Raw genomic sequence first — 17,630 nt, forward strand, 5'->3', positions numbered from 1 at the left:
GTCTTTTCAGGGGCGCGGGGCTGTATCGATGTGCGGCTCCGCCGCGATGGGGGTCCCCCCGCCTTGGGGGTCCCCCCAGGCCCTTAAGGCACTGGGGGAGCAGCCGAGAGTGGGGGAGCGACCAGCCACAACGAACCCGCACCCGCCAACGAACCCAACACCCCACCCCCGTAGGCGCCCGCCGGAGGCAAAAGGCAGGAGCCCCGCCACCAAATGGTGAAGGGGCTCCTTGGGTACTGCACTCGTTCCGGAGATCAGAGCATCAGAGCGTTCGCTCTTGAAGCCGAAGGATCAGACGGGGGTGACGTTCTCCGCCTGCGGGCCCTTCGGACCCTGGGTTACGTCGAAGGTAACCGCCTGGTTCTCTTCGAGGGAGCGGAAGCCGCTCGCGTTGATCGCGGAGTAGTGGACGAAGACGTCGGGGCCTCCGCCTTCTTGGGCGATGAAGCCAAAGCCCTTTTCGGCGTTGAACCACTTCACGGTTCCGGTAGCCATAAGCCCTCCTTGGGCCCAAAGGGTTGCCCTGCTCCAGAACCAGCGATTGTGTAAACAACTGCATTCGTCTGAATACGACGAGAGCCCGCGGTTACATGCGCTCCGCAGGCTCTGTACTGCAAGGGAAACCAAACTGCAACTTGCGGCTGAGCCTAGCATGCAGGCAGCCGGAAGCAATAGGGATCAAGATCACGTCACCCGGATGTTTGAGTAGTTCACCCGATGGGTTGACGTAAGGAAGGCGGCGGGGTGTCAGGAGGGTTGACACAAGAGGCCGAGATGGTTTCCGGAATCGCTCTGCATCACTCCGGGACCCGAAGCCTGCACCGTACCCCAAAGGAGCTAGCCTCACGATGTGGACAATTCTCGCACCCGGCCGCGCGTCGGCCACATCCAGTTCCTGAACTGCCTGCCCCTGTACTGGGGGCTCGCCCGTACGGGGACGCTTCTCGACTTCGAGCTCACCAAGGACACCCCGGAGAAGCTCAGCGAGCAGCTGGTGCAGGGCGATCTCGACATCGGGCCCATCACGCTCGTCGAGTTCCTCAAGCACGCCGACGAACTGGTCGCCTTCCCCGACATCGCGGTCGGCTGCGACGGCCCGGTGATGTCCTGCGTGATCGTCTCCCAGGTCCCGCTGGAGGACCTGGACGGCGCCCGCGTCGCCCTCGGCTCGACCTCGCGCACGTCCGTACGGCTCGCGGAGCTGCTGCTGGCCGAGCGGTTCGGCGTACAGCCCTCGTACTACACCTGCCCGCCCGACCTCGCCCTGATGATGCGTGAGGCCGAGGCCGCCGTACTCATCGGGGACGCGGCGCTGCGCGCCAACCTGCTCGACGGTCCGCAGTACGGGCTCGCCGTGCACGACCTGGGCGCGCTGTGGAAGGAGTGGACGGGGCTGCCGTTCGTCTTCGCGGTCTGGGCGGCGCGCCGCGAGTACCTGGAGCGCGAGCCGGTCGTCACGCGCAAGGTCCACGAGGCCTTTCTCGCCTCCAGGGACCTGTCGCTGGAGGAGGTCGGCAAGGTCGCCGAGCAGGCGGCGCGTTGGGAGGCCTTCGACGAGCGCGTTCTGGAGAACTACTTCACGACGCTCGACTTTCGTTTCGGCGGCCCGCAGTTGGAGGCCATCACGGAGTTCGCACGCCGGGTCGGCCCGACGACCGGCTTCCCGGCGGATGTGAAGGTGTCTCTGCTGGAGCCGTAAGCCGTAAGCAGCGCCTACCCTGCTGGTTGTCCCTACCCTTGCCGGTGGGGAGTGGAGCGCGTCCGGGGGAGGCACACGCCATGCAACCGCTCGATGTCGGTGAACCCACCACGGTCGGGCCCTACCGGCTGCTCGGCCGGCTCGGCTCGGGCGGGATGGGCCGGGTCTACCTGGGCCGCAGCGCGGGCGGCCGTACCGTCGCGGTCAAGATCGTGCATCCGCATTTCGCGCTCGACGAGGAGTTCCGCGCCCGTTTCCGCCGTGAGGTCGACGCGGCACGCCGGGTGGGCGGCGCGTACACGGCACCGGTCCTCGACGCCGACCCGGACGCCTCGATCCCCTGGGTGGCGACCGCGTACGCCGCAGGACCCTCGCTCGCCGCGGCGGTCGCGGACGCCGGTCCACTGCCGGAACATTCCGTACGGGTCCTGGGTGCGGGCCTCGCGGAGGCGCTGTCGGCGGTGCACGGACTGGAGCTCGTACATCGCGACGTCAAGCCCTCGAACGTACTCCTGACGCTGGACGGCCCGCTGCTCATCGACTTCGGCATCGCGCGGGCGACGGACGGGACGGCGTCCCTGACGTCCACGGGTGTGTCCGTGGGCTCGCCCGGCTATATGTCGCCCGAGCAGATTCTCGGCAAGGGGGTCACGGGGGCGGCGGACGTCTTCTCGCTGGGGGCGGTACTGGCGTACGCGGCAATCGGGGCGCCCCCCTTTCCCGGCGACTCCTCGGCCTCCCTGCTCTACAAGGTCGTACACGAGGAACCCGAACTCGGCTCCCTGGACGGGGAGTTGCGCGACGTGGTCGCGGCCTGTCTGGCCAAGGACCCGGGCGAGCGCCCGTCTCCGGCCTCGCTCGCCGCCCGGCTCGCGCCGGAGGGGGCGGCACGGTCGGTGGCGGCGGGGTGGCTGCCGGGGCCGTTGGTGGAGCAGGTGAGCCGAAGTGCGGTGCAGGTGCTGAACCTTGAGGCTTCGGGGGTGGAGGAGGCTTCGGGGGTGGTGGGGTTCAGTAGCCCTTCGGTCGGTAGCCCTTCGGTGGGGGCGGAGGCCAGCGGGTCGGCTCCCGTTGCTCCGGCTGGTCCCGCTGGGGTGTTCGGGCCGCCGGATCCTTCGTACGGGGCGGCGGAGGTGGCGGGGGCGCCGACGTATGTTCCGGAGCGGCGTGAGGCTGATGGCCGTGGGGGGTCGGGCTTGGGTCCCGGCCCCGGTCACGCTCCCGCTCCCGGAAAGCTGACCGTCTCCGTGGCCGCGACGTCCGCGCCGGGTGCGGGTGGCCGTGGGCGCAGGCTGAGTTGCACGGTGGCGCTGGCGGTCGCGGGGGCGCTGGCGGCGGTGACGTTCGGCTCGGTGTTCGTCTTCGACCTGCTGCCGGGAAGCGGAGCCTCGGACGACAGGGACTCGGCCGGCGACTCGGCGACGAAGCCGAACGCGCCCGCGCCCTCCGAAGCACCGGCCACCGGAGCGGCCGTCCCCAAGCGCTACCTCGGCACCTGGGAGGGCGACGGCGTAGCCCTCAACGGCACCCTCCCCATGGGCGAGTTCCGCGTCACGGTCCGCCAGGCCGGCGTGGGCGAACAGTTCGCCACGTTCCGCCAGACCGACCTGATCGGCGGCCACTGCGACACCGTACTCATCCTCAAGAAGGCCACCCCCCAACAGATCACCGCCACCAGCGTCGCCAAGCAGTCCAAGGACGCCGTGTGCGTGATGGGCCGCCACGAGGTCCGCCTGACCCCGGTCGACGACGACTTGAGGTACGAGACGGACAACGAGGAGGCGGGGGATCCGGTGGCTCGGATGAACAGGATCAAGTAGCAGCCCTCTGGCGACGGCGCAGGAAGCGCCCGCCGAGCACGGCCGCGCCTGAGAGCAGCGCGGTGCCCCAGATGATGGCCCAGACGTACGGATACTCCTCATGGAGCCAGCAAGGGCCGCCCTTGCTGTCGCAGTCGTCACCACGATTGAGCCTCTTGGGCCGCAACGCCGCGGCGAGCACCACGGTGAGCAGCGCGGCCATGACATGCCCGGGCAACGAAGCGGCGATCCACTTCAGCGAACCCACCTTGTCCTCCGGCCACTTCACGCGCGTCAGCGTCACGACCAGGGCGGCGATGGTGAGGGGCACGAGGAGGCCGGTGGTCGCGGCCAGACCGTACGGACCTCCGGGCCAGGCGAGGGCGGGGCCGCCCCAGACATGGCTACGACCCCAGAAGATCGCCACGAGAGCGAGTCCCATCAGTTCGAGCGTGACGGTGATGATGACCAGCCACCGAAGGACGGCATCCCACTTCACCTTCGGCTCTCGCCCGGGCCCCCGCGACACCGCCACCCGCCCCCGCACAGGCTCGTACCGCAGGGCAGCCCCCGCCGCCCGCCTCCGCTTCGGCCTGGCCGATCCGCTCACCGTTCGTCTCCCTTGCTGTCCCCGGCCACTCCCGCCCGTCACTCCCATTACTACTGTGTCTGCAAACAAGTGAACGAAATTACCGCGCGGACGAGGAAACGGGGAAGGCCCGACCATGGAGACACTGCAGCCGGACGATCCGCGGGAGTTGGGCAGCTACCGGCTGCTGCGGAGGCTCGGCGTGGGAGGCATGGGCCGCGTCTACCTTGCCCGTTCGCCGGGCGGTCGCACGGTCGCGGTGAAGGTCGTACGGCCGGAGCTGGCGGCCGATGTCGACTTCCGCCGTCGCTTCCAGCACGAGGTGGAGATAGCCCGCGCGGTCTCCGGCCGCTACACGGCACCGGTCGTGGACGCGGCCCCGGACGCGTCGCTGCCGTGGCTGGCGACCTCGTACGTCCTCGGCCCCGACCTCACCGATGTGGTGGAGGCGCATGGCGCTCTCCCCGAGCACACGGTCCGCGCACTGGGTGCGGGCCTGGCCGCCGCGCTCCAGGAGATCCATGCGGCAGGCCTGATCCACCGCGACCTCAAGCCCTCCAACGTCCTGCTGGCGGCGGACGGCCCCCGCGTCATCGACTTCGGCATCGCGCGGGCGGTGGACGGAAACCGTATGACGCAGACGGGAGTTGTGGTCGGCTCGCCCGGCTACATGCCGCCCGAGCAGGCGTTGGGGCAGGACGTCGGAACCGCCGGGGACGTGTTCTCGCTCGGCGCCGTGCTTGCCTTCGCGGCAACGGGCCGCAATGTCTTCGGAGAGGGCGCCGCCTCGCACGCCGCGATGCTCTACCAGATCGTCCATGGTGAGCCGGACCTGACGGGCGTACCGCAGTCGTTGACCGGGTTGTTCCGCGCCTGCCTGATGAAGGACCCGGCTCAGCGGCCGGCTCCGGCGGAGATCGTGCGGGCCCTGGCTCCGCAGGGCGTCGACGGACTGTTCAGGGATTGGCTGCCGTCGGCGGTGGCCTCGACGATCGCCAGGCATGCGGCGGGGATCCTGGACCTGGAGACGCCATCGGGCGGGGTGGCGCCGGTGGCGGCTGCCCCGGTGGCTTCGACCGCGGGTGCCTACGGGTATCCGTCAACCTCGGGCGGGTACGGGTATCCATCAACTCCCAGCATCGATATGCCAGTTGGTGCACCTCCTGCCCACCCCACGGCTCCGCCGAGCTTCGGCCCGCCCCCGACCGTCCTCAACGGGGGCACGCCACCGCCGGCACCCATGCCCTCCGAGCCCACGCCCCCGTCCCGCCGCCGTTTCATCGGCATCGCGGTCGGCGGCGGCGTGGCGGCGGCAGGCGCGGCCACGGCCTGGTTGCTGACCCGTGACGACGGCGCCGCAACCGGGGCGTCGACGGTGGACGGCAGGGGAGGAGCGGCCGAGCCCGCGGCGGAGGACTTCACGACACCCCCCGCGGGCACGGCTCCGCAGGCGTTGTGGCACGAGTCCGTGGCGGAGGACAGCGTCAGCACCACCAAACCCCTGCTGACGCACAAGGGGCTACTGCTGATCAGTGGTGACCCGCTGGTGGCGTACGACGTGAAGACCGGGAAGGCACGCTGGACCCGCAAGGACGTGCTGCCGTTCGGAGCCCCGCTGCTGCTCGCCGACGGCAGGCTCTTCATGGCCGACACCGACACGAGCGGCGTACTCAAGGCGCTCGACGTGACGACGGGCAAGGAGGCCTGGCGCAGCCGCCTCGGCAAGGACCTGAAGGTCGAGAAGACGATCGCCGTCGACGCGAAGAACGTGTACGTCACGGTGACCGACTTCAGCGACTCCCGCAGCGCCACCGACTACCGCACCGGCGTCGCGGCCATCAGCCACAGCACGGGCAGGCAGGCGTGGCTGCAGAAGCGCGACTGGGGCACCGACGACTACGACGTCGAGGGCACCGTCGACGGAAAGTACCTCGTCTACGCGGACTCCAACTACAACCTCACCGTCCGCGACACGGCCACCGGCACCCAGCTGTGGACCAAGAAGATCGGCGACGACTGGAACTGGACGCCCACGATCGCCCCCGGCGCGGGCCTGGTCCTCCTCCCCGGCGACAACCTGAAAGCGGTCGACACCGAGACCGGCAAGATCCGCTGGACGCTGCCGCCGAACGGCCGCGGCGGCTTCGACAACCCGACCGTCATCGACGGTGTCCTCTACGCCGGCGACCACGACGGCGGCGTATGGGCCGTCAACGTCAAGACCGGCAAGAAGATCTGGCTGAGCGAGGACCCGGGCGCCGACTCGGCCCCGACCCGTTTCCTTCGCACGGGCGAAACCCTCTACGGTGCCTCCGACGCGGACGACGGCGGCATCTTCGCCATGAACGCCAGGACCGGCAAGACCCGCTGGGTCTACAACGACAACAAGAGCCCGGGCGAGCCGTGGCAGCTCGCCATCGCGGGCAACCGGCTGCTGGTGACGCACGGCTACGAGATTTACGCGCTGCCGGCGGTGTGACGAACCACCGCCGGCATACCGCCAGTTGAAGCGGAGCGCTACGTAGGCGTCGTGACCGTCATGTGCTCCCCGCTGCCCAGGTGCAGCATCCCCTTGCCCGGTGCGATGGGACCGCCGACCATGCTCCGGGTCGTACGGATGCCGATCAGCTCGCCGGCGGACGAGTCCTGCGGCGACAGCAGGATCCCGCGGCGGGCCTTCTTCGCGTCGACCTGCCAGCCGGAGAAGCCGTCGCAGATCTCCTCCTCGTCACCTGCGATGACGACGGCCACGCCGTCCTCCGTGCCGCGTTTCACGATGCGCTCGAAGACGTCCTCCGCGTCGCAGTCGTCCAGCACCTCGGCGTCGTCGACGAGGACGACGATGGGCTGCTCAGGAGTTGCCGAGCCGATGGCCTCCTCCAGCTCGTCGGTCTCGATGTCGTTGCCGGTGAAGACCTTCAACACGCCTTCCTGGCCGTCCAGTTCACGCAGGGGGGACTGCCGCGGCGCCGCGACGACGAGACGTACGCCCTGAGTGAGGTACGAGCGCGCGAAGTTCAGCAGCACTGTGCTGCGACCGGACTTGGCGGGGCCGCCGATCACGAAGGCGGGAATCCCCTGCGCGAGGTCGGGGCCGAACGCGGTGATCTCGTCACCGCCGACGCCCACCAGGGCCCACAGCGGGGACCCGGTCGTCTCCGGATCGCGCATCGCCCAGGCATCGGCGAAGGAGATCCGGCTCGGCAGGACGTCCACGCGGAAGGGACGGCGGGAGCGCGGGAGGTCCGCGTCACGGGCCGCCGCGGCCTCGCCGATGGCGACCAGCGCGGCGGCCTGGCCCTGGCCGGTCGTGTCGTCGGAGAGCAGGGCGAACTGCGTCTCCGTGGCCGTCTCGTTCCGGAAGGCGCGTCCGGGCGGGATCTCCTCGGGAACCTTGCGGGAGTTGATGTCCAGCATCGAGAAGTCACCGCGGTCCGCCAGCCGCAGACCGTACTTGTCCTCGGTCAGGGAGGAGATCCGGCCGGCCAGGATCTGGCGGTCACCGGTGATCACGATGTGGATGCCGACGCTCGCGCCCTCCCGCATCATGGCCATGAGCTGGTCGGTCAGATCACCGTGGTCATACTCGCCGAGCGTGGGCAGCCAGCCCTCCCAGCGGTCCAGCAGCAGCACGATGTGCGGCAGCCGCTCGTCCTCCGCGACGGAGGCCCGCATCTCCCCGATGTCGGCGAACCCCTTCTCGGCGAACAGGTCCTGACGGCGGGTGAGTTCACCGGACAGCCGCGCGAAGAGCCGTACGACCCGCTCCACTTGGTTACGTCCGACGACGGCACCGCAGTGCGGCAGGCGGGTCAGCGCGTTGAGGGCGCCGTTGCCGCAGTCGATCCCGTACAGATGGACGTCGGCCGCCGAGTGCGTACGGGCCAGTGAACCCGCGATCGTACGCAGCAACTGGGAACGTCCGGTGCGCGGGGCGCCGCCGACGAGCAGGTGCCCGAAGGTCGCGAAGTCCACGGCCACCGGGCGGCGGGCCTGCTGTCCCGGCAGGTCTTCGACGCCGTACGGGGCGGCCGGCAGCGCACCCGCGCTCCGGACCGGCGGAATGTCGTCCAGCAGCAGGGTCTCTTCGAGGGCCGGCAGCCAGGGGCTGTGCTGTGCCGGGATGCCCATAGCCCGATTGGCGCCCTGTACGGCGTCGACCAGCACCTTGAGGTCGGTGATCTCCTCTTCCTCGCGCGCCTCCGTCTTGGGCTTCTGCAGCGCGGCGCGTCCCAGGTCCTCCCAGGTCAGCGGCCCCGCCCACGGCGCGAGCGTCTGCGGATCGGCGGCCCCGGGACGGCGACCGCCGACCCGGCCGGACTGGAAGGGGATGAGCGAGGCGTGCCCCAGACGCACGTAAGCGCGACCGGGTGTGCTCTTGGCGATGTGCCCGGCCTCGGGCGAGTCGATGACGTCGCTGGACTCGCTGCCGTCGGTCACCCGCAGCGCGATACGCAGGTTGGTGTTGGCCCGGATCTCCGGCGAGACGACACCGCTGGGCCGTTGTGTGGCGAGGAGCAGATGGATGCCGAGGGAGCGGCCTCGCTGGGCGATGTTGACCAGGCCGGTGACGAAGTCCGGCAGGTCACGGACCATGGAGGCGAACTCGTCGATGACGATGAGCAGTCGGGGCACGGGAGGGTGCGAGGGATCGCGCCGTACGAGGTCCTGGTAGTCCTCGATGTCCTTGGCGTCGGCCGCGGCGAGGATGTGCTCGCGCCGCTTGAGCTCGGCGCCGAGCGATTCCAGGGCGCGCTCGACGAGGTGCGCGTCCAGGTCGGTGACCATGCCGACGGTGTGCGGCAGCTTCACGCAGTCCTTGAACGCCGAGCCGCCCTTGTAGTCGACGAGCACGAACGTCATGTTCTCGGGGGTGTTGGCGACGGCGAGCGCGGCCACGATGGTCTGCAGCAGCTCCGACTTACCGGAACCGGTCGTACCGGCGATCAGACCGTGCGGACCGTCCCGCCTCATGTCGATGCCGAAGGGACCGTCGTACGACTCACCGACGACGGCCATCGTCGACTGCCCGCCCATCCGCCAGCGGGCCGTGATCGCGTCGCTCGTCGGCGGCTCCAACTGCAGCACGTCGAGCAGCCGACTGGAGGCGGGCAGCGCGGAGTCCTCGGTCTCACCGCTGATGTCCCGCACGGGAGACAGCGAGCGGGACAGCCGCGCGCACCAGGCCGGTGACACGAAATCGGGCCGTACGTCACTCATGCGACGGGCACCGGTCTGCTCGACCCGCAGACGCAGCTCGAGCGCCTGCTCCTCGCCCTGCTGCCCCTGCTCGTCCGCCCGGTGCCAGGCCTGGAAGGACGGGAATCCGCCGCCCCCACCGGCTGCGCCCCCGGCGACCTGCGGGGCCATGGCCCCCGCGGCGGCGGTCTGTTCGGTGGGGCGGGGCTCGGCGACGACCACGGCCTGGCACTCGCCGGGCAGGAACCGCTCCTCCTCGTCCAGGCAGATCGCGTACATCGAGACGGCCGGACCTTCACGCAACAGCCGTACGACACCGGGCAGCGAGCGCAGCCGACGGGACCCGTCCCATACGACGACGACGTCGGGGTCGCTGAAACCTGCCTGGTTCCCGGACTCCTTCAAGGCCTTCTGGCGGGCGTCCAGCAGCTGGGTGAGCTCACCGACGCGGGCGCCGACGGTCTCGGAGTCCGTACCGATCAGCAGGTTGATGTCCTGGCCGCCCGACGGACGCGCGTGCGGCAGCCAGCGCACCCAGTCCCAGCGCGGGTGCGCCGCGTTCTCGGTCAGTACGTAGAACTGGACGTCCATCGGGCTGTGCAGCACCGCGGTCTGAGCGACGACCCACCGCCCCAGGGCGTGGGTCGAGTCGCCGGGCCCGGCGATGCCGATGACACCGAGATCCTTCAACGGCAGTGCGACAGGGGCGTCTTCGATGTGCCAGGTGACGTGACGCTTGTGGTCGTCCTGCTCCGGGTCGTCGAGCACAACCTCGGACGGGACCCGTCCCGTACCGACCCGCACCAGCAGGTGGTCGGCGTCGGTGCGCCGCCGTTCCCACAGCCGGGTACGCGGACCGGTGCCGATGGCCAGCACCGCGGCGGGGTCGGGGATGGCCTGGCGCCGGTCCAACCGCTCGGCGAGCAGGGCCTCTTGGGCGTCCTTCTCGATACGGGCCTTGTGCTCCTTGTACTCCTTGACCTGCTTCGCATGCGATTTCCGGCCGTGCTTCTTGTCCATGAAGTAGTTGCCGAGGAGCATGACCGGGCTCAGCAGAGCCATGATCATGTAGTACCAGCGCCCGAAGATCATGACCGCGACGACGGCGCCGACCAGCGGGAACAGCGCCATCAGCCAGGGCAGCGGGCGCGCCTCGAAATCACTGGGCTTCGAGGGCAGCCGGAAGTTGGTCTCGCGCTCCGGCGGGCGCAGACGGGGAGGCCGGTTGTAGTCGAGCCCGACGCCGTCCTCCGACCACTTCAACGCGGCATTCGGCGGGGTGTATCCGGCAATTTCCAGCAATGTATTACCGAGGGCGAGTTGGGCGCCGAGGGGCCATTCGCCGCCTTCGAAGTCTTCGCCGTCGAGGCGCGGGCCGCTTTTCTTGTCGCCCTTCTTATCGCCTTTGTCGCCCCTGTTGTTGCTGTCGTGCCTGTTGTCGCTATTATCCCCGTTATCGCCCTTGCCGCCCTTGTCGCCATGAAGGGTGACTTTGCAGGTACCGTCGATTGCGATCGACAACGTCGCGGCGCGCTGGGCGAGTTCGGGATCGTCGACGCGGAGCTGTGCGGCCGGGCCGCTGCCGATGTCGTACCGCCCGACCCCGAGCCGGTGCACGGCACCCGCCGCGGGACCGCTGACCACCCGCAGCTCCACCACGCCGGTCGGCTCCCCGGGAAGACAGCCGGCCGGGTCGTGCAGGCTGACGACGGCACCCTCCCGTATCGGCGAAGCGACGATGTTCGCGCTCGGGTCCACGGCGTATCCGTCGACGAACATCTGAGGCGCCCCACCGCCGCCGGGTATGGGACGACCGCCAATGGGGATGACCTGCGCACCCTCGGACATACCGACATGCCGCGCCAACTCCCGCGCGATGTCCCCGATCGACGACTCCGGATCGGCATCGAGCACCACGTCGGTACTGGCGCCACCGACCGGATCGACGACGGTCAGACTCAGGCGCACGATCGTCCTCCTCGCTGGGCTGAGGCCGCCCCCAGAACGCACAACACAGTGGCAGCGACGATAGCCGCCCGCTCCTTACCCGCGACAACGGGATCCGCAGGACGGTCACGAACCTGTTGCTCAGCCGGGCTGTTGATCCCAACTGCCCCACACGTAAGCTCTTTGCTCGTGCGGACGGCCTGTTGCACGGTCGAGGATCCGTACAACGGAGCCACGGGGGAAGGCCCTGAGGCGATCTGAACGGGAGGAAGCCGTCATGGCCAAAGACGCAGATATCACATATGCCGAACTCGAGAAGGAAGCCGGCAAGCTGCTGAGGGATATGGAGCGGCTGCACGGCGAACTCGACTCCATCGACGACCGGATCAAGACCCTGGTCGACAACGGCGGCTACACCACCCAGAAGGGTTCGGCCGCCTTCGAGGAGTCCTTCAAGGACTTCACCAAGGGCGCGAAGAAGGCCATGGAGGGCCTCGAGGGTATGTCCAAGTTCCTGACCAAGGCCAAGGAGGCTTACCAGAACTTGGACGAGGAGCTGGCCAAGGGGGTCAAGGGCTGAGGCCCGCCTCTGAGCGGTTCTGCCTGGCGTGGCGGCTACACACGGTCGCCACGCCAGTCGCGCTTCGTTGGACCTTTCTCGGTAGGGGAATTCATGTCGGACCAGACGGCTGATCTCACGCGTATCAAAGCGAGCGCCAAGTCGCTCTCCCGGATCCACTGGGAGTTCACAAAGAATGCAAACCCAGCTGAGGGCCTCGGCTCTCGTACGCTCGGTGACCAGAGTCTGGTCGACACGTTTGACGATTTCGGTGACAACTGGAAGATCCATCGAGAGCGCCTGACGGACGAACTGAAGAAGCTCTCGGAGGTCCTGTCTGCGGCGGCCAAGGCCTACGAAGACGTTGATCACCAGCTTGCCGAGGCTCTGCGGGGCACTGACAAGAAGAAGCCGGGTGCCAAGGGAGAGGCGAAGTGACGCGTCCCCGGGCCGATGAGTGGTCAGTAATCGGCGAATCATCGGACCCGATTCCCGGCGAGCCGGAAGAGGTCGCCAAACTCGGCCGAGATCTGCGGAGGACCGCAGAGGCGATCAAGAAGCAGGCGGATGAGATCAAAGCGCTCTCGTCCGTTGAGTCGTGGAAGAGCAAGGCAGCCGAGGAGTTCCGAAAAGAAGCCGAGGAAGCCGGGGGCAAGCTGCGGAAGGCGTACAAGCGTTACGACGCCGCAGCGGACGCTCTCGGGGAGAAGGTGGTCGACGGCGGCAGCCCGAAGGAGTACGCCTCGGAACTCCACCGTGCGCAAACGATGGCCGACAAGGCGCTCCGCGATGCCCAAGCCGCTGATGACGAGCACAAGGCGAGCAGCAATGGGATCGACAAGCTCCCCAAGAACACGGCCGACGATGACCCCGGCCGGAAGAAGCTGGAGAATCGCCAGGAAGCGGCGACTTCGGCGATGGAGCGGGCGAAGAGAGACCTTGAAGCAGCCAAAGACGTCCGCGACGCGGCGGTCACGAAGGCACGTGATGCTATTCGCCACGCCATCGACAATGACGGTCTGAAGGACGGCCGCTGGGACAAGTTCAAGGACTGGGTACACGATAATTCGGGCTGGATCAAGGAGTGGGTCGACGGACTCGGATGGGTCGCGACCATCTGCGGAACCCTGTCCCTGCTCGTGGGCTGGATACCCGTCATCGGGCAGGCACTTGCGGGAATTCTCGGCACGATCGCGCTGATCGCCACACTCGTCTCCCTCGTCGGCCATCTCGTGTTGGCTCTCGCGGGAGAGGGCAGCTGGTTCGATGTTGCGCTGGATATCGTGGGACTGGCAACGTTCGGTATTGGCCGGGGGGCCATCGCCGGTGGGCGTGGAGCGGTGAACGCGGCGAAGAGCGCTGCCCGTTCGAAGGGCTTCAGTAACTACATGGCGAACGTGACCGCGAAGCGGGGTTCCGCCGCGTGGCACAAGGCCCGTCAGAAGGCGTTCAAAGAGGCGAACCAAGTGAGCGGCGGGGCACTGCGGGGAAAGGCAGGTGCGGAGGCCCTGGCCAATGCCCCCAAGGGCTGGTTCCCTGGTGCGGGGCGCCTGGCCGAAGCGTTCAGCCCCAAAGCCATCGGAAAGGAAATGATCGACAGCTTCAAAGACCTCAAGGCGTTCAAAGACACTGGAGATCTATTCAAGGGGAATACTTGGTCTGACGCGTGGCAGAACGGGATGCGGCCCAGAGTGGGCGATTCCGGTCTTGCCTCCCTGAGTAGAGGTCTCGATGACATCGATGATTCTGTGCGCTCCGGCAGCGCGGTTTCGGCCCTGTCCGACACCTTTCAGACACAGACGCGAATCTGGGCCGCTTCGACCGGAATAGCCTCGTTCACGGATGCTGCGGACAAGGGGCCAATCACGAGCCGGATCGGTGATCGTATCGGCGTCGATGGACTGGACGACGGTCTCTGGTCGGCGACCGGAGTCAAGGATGCGTGGACGACAAGTAATGGCTGAGCAGTCGAAGAGCGACACGGCACCCCGAGAGCCGGCCTTGCGCCCGAAGGGCATGCGCCCCCCCGGCCTTGACCTGGTACGCAATGCGCGCATCTACGCCGACGGGAAGACGCTGGTCGCACGGGACCGGCGCGGACATGAGCGCCGATATCCAGTCGGAAGCGGCGGAATCCGACGAGCCGTGTTCTTCCCACCTGGCGATGTCTGGGAAACAACCATGAAGCAACCTGCGGCACGTTGGGGAGTCGTGGTCTTCCAGGATGAGCAGGGACGTTACGTACTACAGGTCCCGCTCGCCCAATGGCTTCCCGAGGCAGGTGCTATCGGGTCGGCGCAACTGAGGCCACGAGACTGCCTCAGCCGGGCAGGGCTGAAACAACTGGCCGATGACCTCAACGTTCCGATCTCGGAGAGTCAGACGCCCTGGGGGCGTGAAGTGTTCGAAAGCCCGGGAGGTGGCCGCTATGACCGGGCAAGCAACGTGGATCTGCCGATCTGGCACAGCTGGGTCAGGGGCATCGGGATCTTCGGCTGGCTCATTGCGCTGATTCTCTCCTTCGCAATGGGCGGCGACAGTTGGGGCCTTGTCGTCGCGGCGAGTGCGTTGCTCATGGTGCCCGGTAGTGACGTCGCCGTGCGCGCTCTCGCCTGGTGGCGTACTCGCGGTGACGGGCGCGTCTCCAACGCCACCGTGGTCAGGCCGTCTCCCGAGGCGGACGCCGGCGCTACTCGCCGATTCCGCGAGACTGCGTGCGTGCGGGTCATGCCTGGTGAGGTGGTGTTGACCAACACCGTCGGGGAGGAGCGCTGGTACGCGCGCCGGGCAGCTCATGGCATAGCGCGACTGGTGCGGTTGACGCATCCGAAGACCCGGGAGTGCCTGGGTATCGAGTTGCGGGACGCTGACGGTCAGGCGCGCGCGCTCCTGCCATGGCGATGGTGGTTCGCGGGCCCGGACGGCGAACAGCGATGGGCAGAGCTCGTGGCAGCCCTCGAACTTCCCGTGTCCGATGAGAACTTCCAGCCTGCGAAGAACACTGGGCCTGCGGAGAGTCCGGACAGCTGGTGGCAGAAGCATGAGCTTGGAGGGGATGCCATGAAGATGGCGGCGATGGACGGCAAGGATATCCGCAGGGCAACGAGCTGGCAGGCGGTGGTGATCGGCGGAAGCGAGCCGATCGTGATTCCGATCTTCAGTGCGCTTCTCCTGGCCGGGCTCTTCTCGGACGCGGTCCCTGCGCGGGTCGCGGGGATCCTCTCCGCTCTGACTGTGGCCCTTGTGCTGGGCCCGGTCCTCGCACATCAGCTCACCAGCCGCCTCGCCTACGACCGACCCGACGTTGCGGAGCGGTCGTGAGCTCGACACCCCAGCGTGACGCGGCGCCGCCCGCGGACTACCAACTGCTTCTACCGCAAGGCTGGTTCCGGGTTCACATTGCCCCGGAGCGGCGTGAGCAGTCTGTCGATGCCCTGCTGGAAAGGCAGTTCAAGGGAATCGATAACGCCCCCCAGATCAAGATGGAGCTCCGAAAAGAGCTGATCAGGCAGGCAGCCAGAGCCTTTGACGAAGGCGGCATCGAACTCTACATCAGCCTTCAACAGGCAGGCTCACTTACGATTCCGGCCTCGCTGCTCGTCACCCTGGTGACTCCGAGGGATCCCAAGGTCCCATTGCCGTCGCTGCGTGATCTTGCCGAGAGCCTCAAGGCCGAAGGTGGCAAGGGACGCACAGTATCGGTTGTCGAGCTTGCTGCCGGCTCGGCCATGAAGGTCCGAGTGGATCCCGAATCGGCGTCTACCAGGATGCAGCCCGAGGACGGCGATTATGCCCTGCCTTCCGTCACGGTGGACTATCAGCTGTCCATCCCCCGCAGTGACATGCAGTTGCTGCTGACGTTCTCGACACCACTGGTCCAGATCGCGGACGCCATGGTCGAACTCTTTGACGCGGTCGCCGGATCCCTCGCCTGGAAAGGTGCGGCGAATTGATTCCCATCCTGGAGTACGGGATCTCCTGTCCACCGGACTGGATCTACGTCCCCGTCAAACCGGACGACGACGTCGAGAGCTGGGTGAAGGAGGTAGGGGAGGGCCTGATCGAAAGAGGTCGCGCGGCGGGATACGAAATCGACCCGGAGCCCCTACAGGCCGACCTTCGAGCCAGGGCTGAGGACAGTCGGCGACGTTCTCCGCTCTACGCTTTCCTGCTCTACCCCGACGGCTTCGACAATGCGCTGAGTACCCTGGAAGTCGACCTCATTCATCCTGACGAATCGGTCCCGCAGATCACTCTGGACTGGCTGGCCGAGACATTCAGTGTCCATGACTTCGGACCGCCGGAGATCTCCCGGACTGATCTGCCGCTCGGCTCCGCAGTGCGCATTCGGCAGAACTTTGCCGCAGACGCCGATTCACCGGAGCATCCTGGAATTCTCCTGGAGACGCTTACGTACGGATCGCTTCCCGAAGGAACCGAGAGCGCGGTCATCCTGCTCATGTCCTGGACCGTCCCAGGGATCGCCGACGCGATGGAAGAAGCGGCCGATAGCATCGCGCGAACGCTCACTGTAGAGGCTACCGCGCCGTGATTCTCACGCTCGGAGAAGTCTAAGCAGGAAAGGTCTCGCATGAGCGCGAGCGGAAATTCCCTACCTGAGATCCCCGAAGGGGACTCTTCGGCTGTTGCCGATCACACTTGCCGATTTGATTTTCAGGATGGATGGGTCAACCCCACGCTCGATGGTGGAAAGCGGGCAGAAGCCATGGGTCTGGCCAGTCTCGCAGTAGAGCGCTTCAATCACCTTCAATTGACGGTTGACGGAAAGGATCTCTTCGACGATCTGGTCAACCGGGCTGTGGACCTCAAAAAAAGGGGGGACCGGCCCTGACAGCCGCTTATTACTCAGAGGCCGGAAGTAGTCTTGTAGATCTCGTAGTTGACTCATATGGCGAAGAGGGTGAGCCCAGACCGCAGCCTGCGGAAGTGCTGCCACTTCTCCTACAGTGGGCGAACGCGGAGATCGTCGGTGAGCCTGATGTGAGGAATGTTGACCTCCGCGCAGGGTCAGCGGTGCGCGTCCAAGGGATGGCGAAGTCCAAGCGATTCCTCGGGTTCGGTAGTCGACTGGTCGAGTTCGTCAGATACGCCGTCTTCCCGCCTGGATTGGAGTACGTCATCGTAGCCACAGTGAGCTGGAGGGACGTGCAGTACTCAGAGGTGCTTTCGCAGGTCACGGACGATTTGATGTCCACCATGAGGAACATTGCCCTTGACGGCGAGGGAAAATAAATCGATCCGGACAGCTGAAAGTGAGTTCCTTGTACCTGTGCTGACCGCAAATCAATTTTAATCGATCAGCTAACTTGGGACGGTGTCACGGAATCCTCGTCGGCGAGCTGCGGCAGGACGGCAACGCAGCAAGCGGGTCATGATCAACCATCCCCCGCGAAATGCGCCATGTCGATACAGAGCCTGTACTGCGTAGGTCGAACATGATGGCTTGTAAGGGCATCGGGCTGGTTGGGTCGGACTGATCGACACGCGATAATAGTGGACTACCGCATACATTTTGGTGGCCAGCCACCCTGGCGGTCGCGGCGCCGCCGGATCATCCCTCGCTCCGGTCTGCAAGCGGGCGGCAGGCCGTGTGAGTACCGTGCCGAGCGCAATCAGCCATGCAGCAGGACAGACCCCCCTGCAACATATGCACGCGTCGAGCAGAACCTCCCACCAACTGTCTTGCGTGGTGGCTTTTCTCTGCCTGCCAGAATCTTTCTTCCTTCGGGTGTTCGACATGACGTTCTTCCTCTGCTGGTGGATATACGGTCGAGTCGAGTTATGCCTTGATTGAGCCGACCGGACGAGATGTTCCATCGG

15 protein-coding genes are annotated in these 17,630 nt (G+C 67.0%); 11 read left to right on the plus strand and 4 right to left on the minus strand.

Going from position 1 to position 17,630, the window contains the following annotated elements; genetic code table 11:
- Positions 1 to 291: 291 nt before the first annotated feature.
- The gene (locus tag OP79_RS09020) at positions 292 to 495 is read right to left on the minus strand and encodes a cold-shock protein (RefSeq protein WP_033319512.1); all 204 of its coding nucleotides are present in this window, start codon (positions 493 to 495) and stop codon (positions 292 to 294) included.
- A 355-nt stretch (positions 496 to 850) separates the two neighbouring features.
- On the opposite strand from OP79_RS09020, the gene OP79_RS09025 reads away from it, so the two are divergent.
- Both OP79_RS09025 and OP79_RS09030 read left to right on the plus strand, forming a co-directional pair.
- Positions 851 to 1,699: a menaquinone biosynthetic enzyme MqnA/MqnD family protein gene (locus OP79_RS09025; RefSeq protein WP_033319513.1), complete on the plus strand. Its 849-nt coding sequence runs from the start codon at positions 851 to 853 to the stop codon at positions 1,697 to 1,699.
- Positions 1,700 to 1,779: 80 nt separating this feature from the next.
- Positions 1,780 to 3,516 (plus strand): serine/threonine-protein kinase, encoded by a 1,737-nt coding sequence (locus tag OP79_RS09030; RefSeq protein WP_033319514.1) that lies wholly within the window; start codon positions 1,780 to 1,782, stop codon positions 3,514 to 3,516.
- Here the strand turns inward: OP79_RS09030 and OP79_RS09035 are convergent.
- A complete protein-coding gene (locus tag OP79_RS09035; RefSeq protein WP_033319515.1) occupies positions 3,509 to 3,994 on the minus strand; it encodes a hypothetical protein in 486 nt (161 codons plus the stop codon). The two genes, OP79_RS09030 and OP79_RS09035, sit on opposite strands and share 8 nt — an antisense overlap.
- Before the next feature lie 226 nt (positions 3,995 to 4,220).
- Here OP79_RS09035 and OP79_RS09040 point away from each other — a divergent pair, with 226 nt between their 5' ends.
- The gene (locus OP79_RS09040; RefSeq protein WP_033319516.1) at positions 4,221 to 6,563 is read left to right on the plus strand and encodes a serine/threonine-protein kinase; all 2,343 of its coding nucleotides are present in this window, start codon (positions 4,221 to 4,223) and stop codon (positions 6,561 to 6,563) included.
- Positions 6,564 to 6,601: 38 nt separating this feature from the next.
- Here the strand turns inward: OP79_RS09040 and OP79_RS09045 are convergent, their stop codons facing one another.
- Positions 6,602 to 11,251, minus strand: a complete 4,650-nt coding sequence (locus OP79_RS09045) for an FtsK/SpoIIIE domain-containing protein (protein WP_033319517.1) — start codon at positions 11,249 to 11,251, stop codon at positions 6,602 to 6,604.
- 256 nt (positions 11,252 to 11,507) lie between these two features.
- Between OP79_RS09045 and OP79_RS09050 the strand changes: the two genes are divergently transcribed.
- From OP79_RS09050 to OP79_RS09080, 8 genes are all read left to right on the plus strand, one after another.
- Positions 11,508 to 11,810, plus strand: coding sequence for a WXG100 family type VII secretion target (locus OP79_RS09050; RefSeq protein WP_033319518.1), 303 nt, complete (start codon positions 11,508 to 11,510; stop codon positions 11,808 to 11,810).
- Positions 11,811 to 11,903: 93 nt separating this feature from the next.
- Complete coding sequence (locus OP79_RS09055; RefSeq protein WP_033319519.1) at positions 11,904 to 12,227, plus strand: type VII secretion target; 324 nt, start codon at positions 11,904 to 11,906, stop codon at positions 12,225 to 12,227.
- Complete coding sequence (locus OP79_RS09060) at positions 12,224 to 13,753, plus strand: putative T7SS-secreted protein (protein WP_051744523.1); 1,530 nt, start codon at positions 12,224 to 12,226, stop codon at positions 13,751 to 13,753. The genes OP79_RS09055 and OP79_RS09060 overlap by 4 nt, the downstream gene beginning before the upstream one ends.
- Positions 13,754 to 13,970: 217 nt before the next feature.
- Entirely contained in the window at positions 13,971 to 15,110 is a 1,140-nt protein-coding gene (locus OP79_RS09065) for a hypothetical protein (protein ID WP_157857293.1), read from the plus strand.
- Complete coding sequence (locus OP79_RS09070) at positions 15,107 to 15,742, plus strand: hypothetical protein (RefSeq protein WP_033319521.1); 636 nt, start codon at positions 15,107 to 15,109, stop codon at positions 15,740 to 15,742. Before OP79_RS09065 ends, OP79_RS09070 begins: the two co-directional genes overlap by 4 nt.
- Entirely contained in the window at positions 15,739 to 16,341 is a 603-nt protein-coding gene (locus OP79_RS09075) for a hypothetical protein (protein WP_033319522.1), read from the plus strand. Before OP79_RS09070 ends, OP79_RS09075 begins: the two co-directional genes overlap by 4 nt.
- Before the next feature lie 39 nt (positions 16,342 to 16,380).
- Positions 16,381 to 16,641 (plus strand): hypothetical protein, encoded by a 261-nt coding sequence (locus OP79_RS55225; protein ID WP_157857294.1) that lies wholly within the window; start codon positions 16,381 to 16,383, stop codon positions 16,639 to 16,641.
- Positions 16,642 to 16,736: 95 nt separating this feature from the next.
- The gene (locus tag OP79_RS09080; protein WP_157857295.1) at positions 16,737 to 17,042 is read left to right on the plus strand and encodes a hypothetical protein; all 306 of its coding nucleotides are present in this window, start codon (positions 16,737 to 16,739) and stop codon (positions 17,040 to 17,042) included.
- A gap of 69 nt (positions 17,043 to 17,111) precedes the next feature.
- On the opposite strand, the gene yidD is transcribed toward OP79_RS09080, so the two are convergent.
- Entirely contained in the window at positions 17,112 to 17,627 is a 516-nt protein-coding gene (gene yidD, locus OP79_RS58470; protein ID WP_425428555.1) for a membrane protein insertion efficiency factor YidD, read from the minus strand.
- Between the last annotated feature and the right edge of the window lie 3 nt (positions 17,628 to 17,630).

The sequence above is a fragment of the Streptomyces yerevanensis genome, from assembly GCF_000716805.1.
Lineage (GTDB): Bacteria > Actinomycetota > Actinomycetes > Streptomycetales > Streptomycetaceae > Streptomyces > Streptomyces flaveus.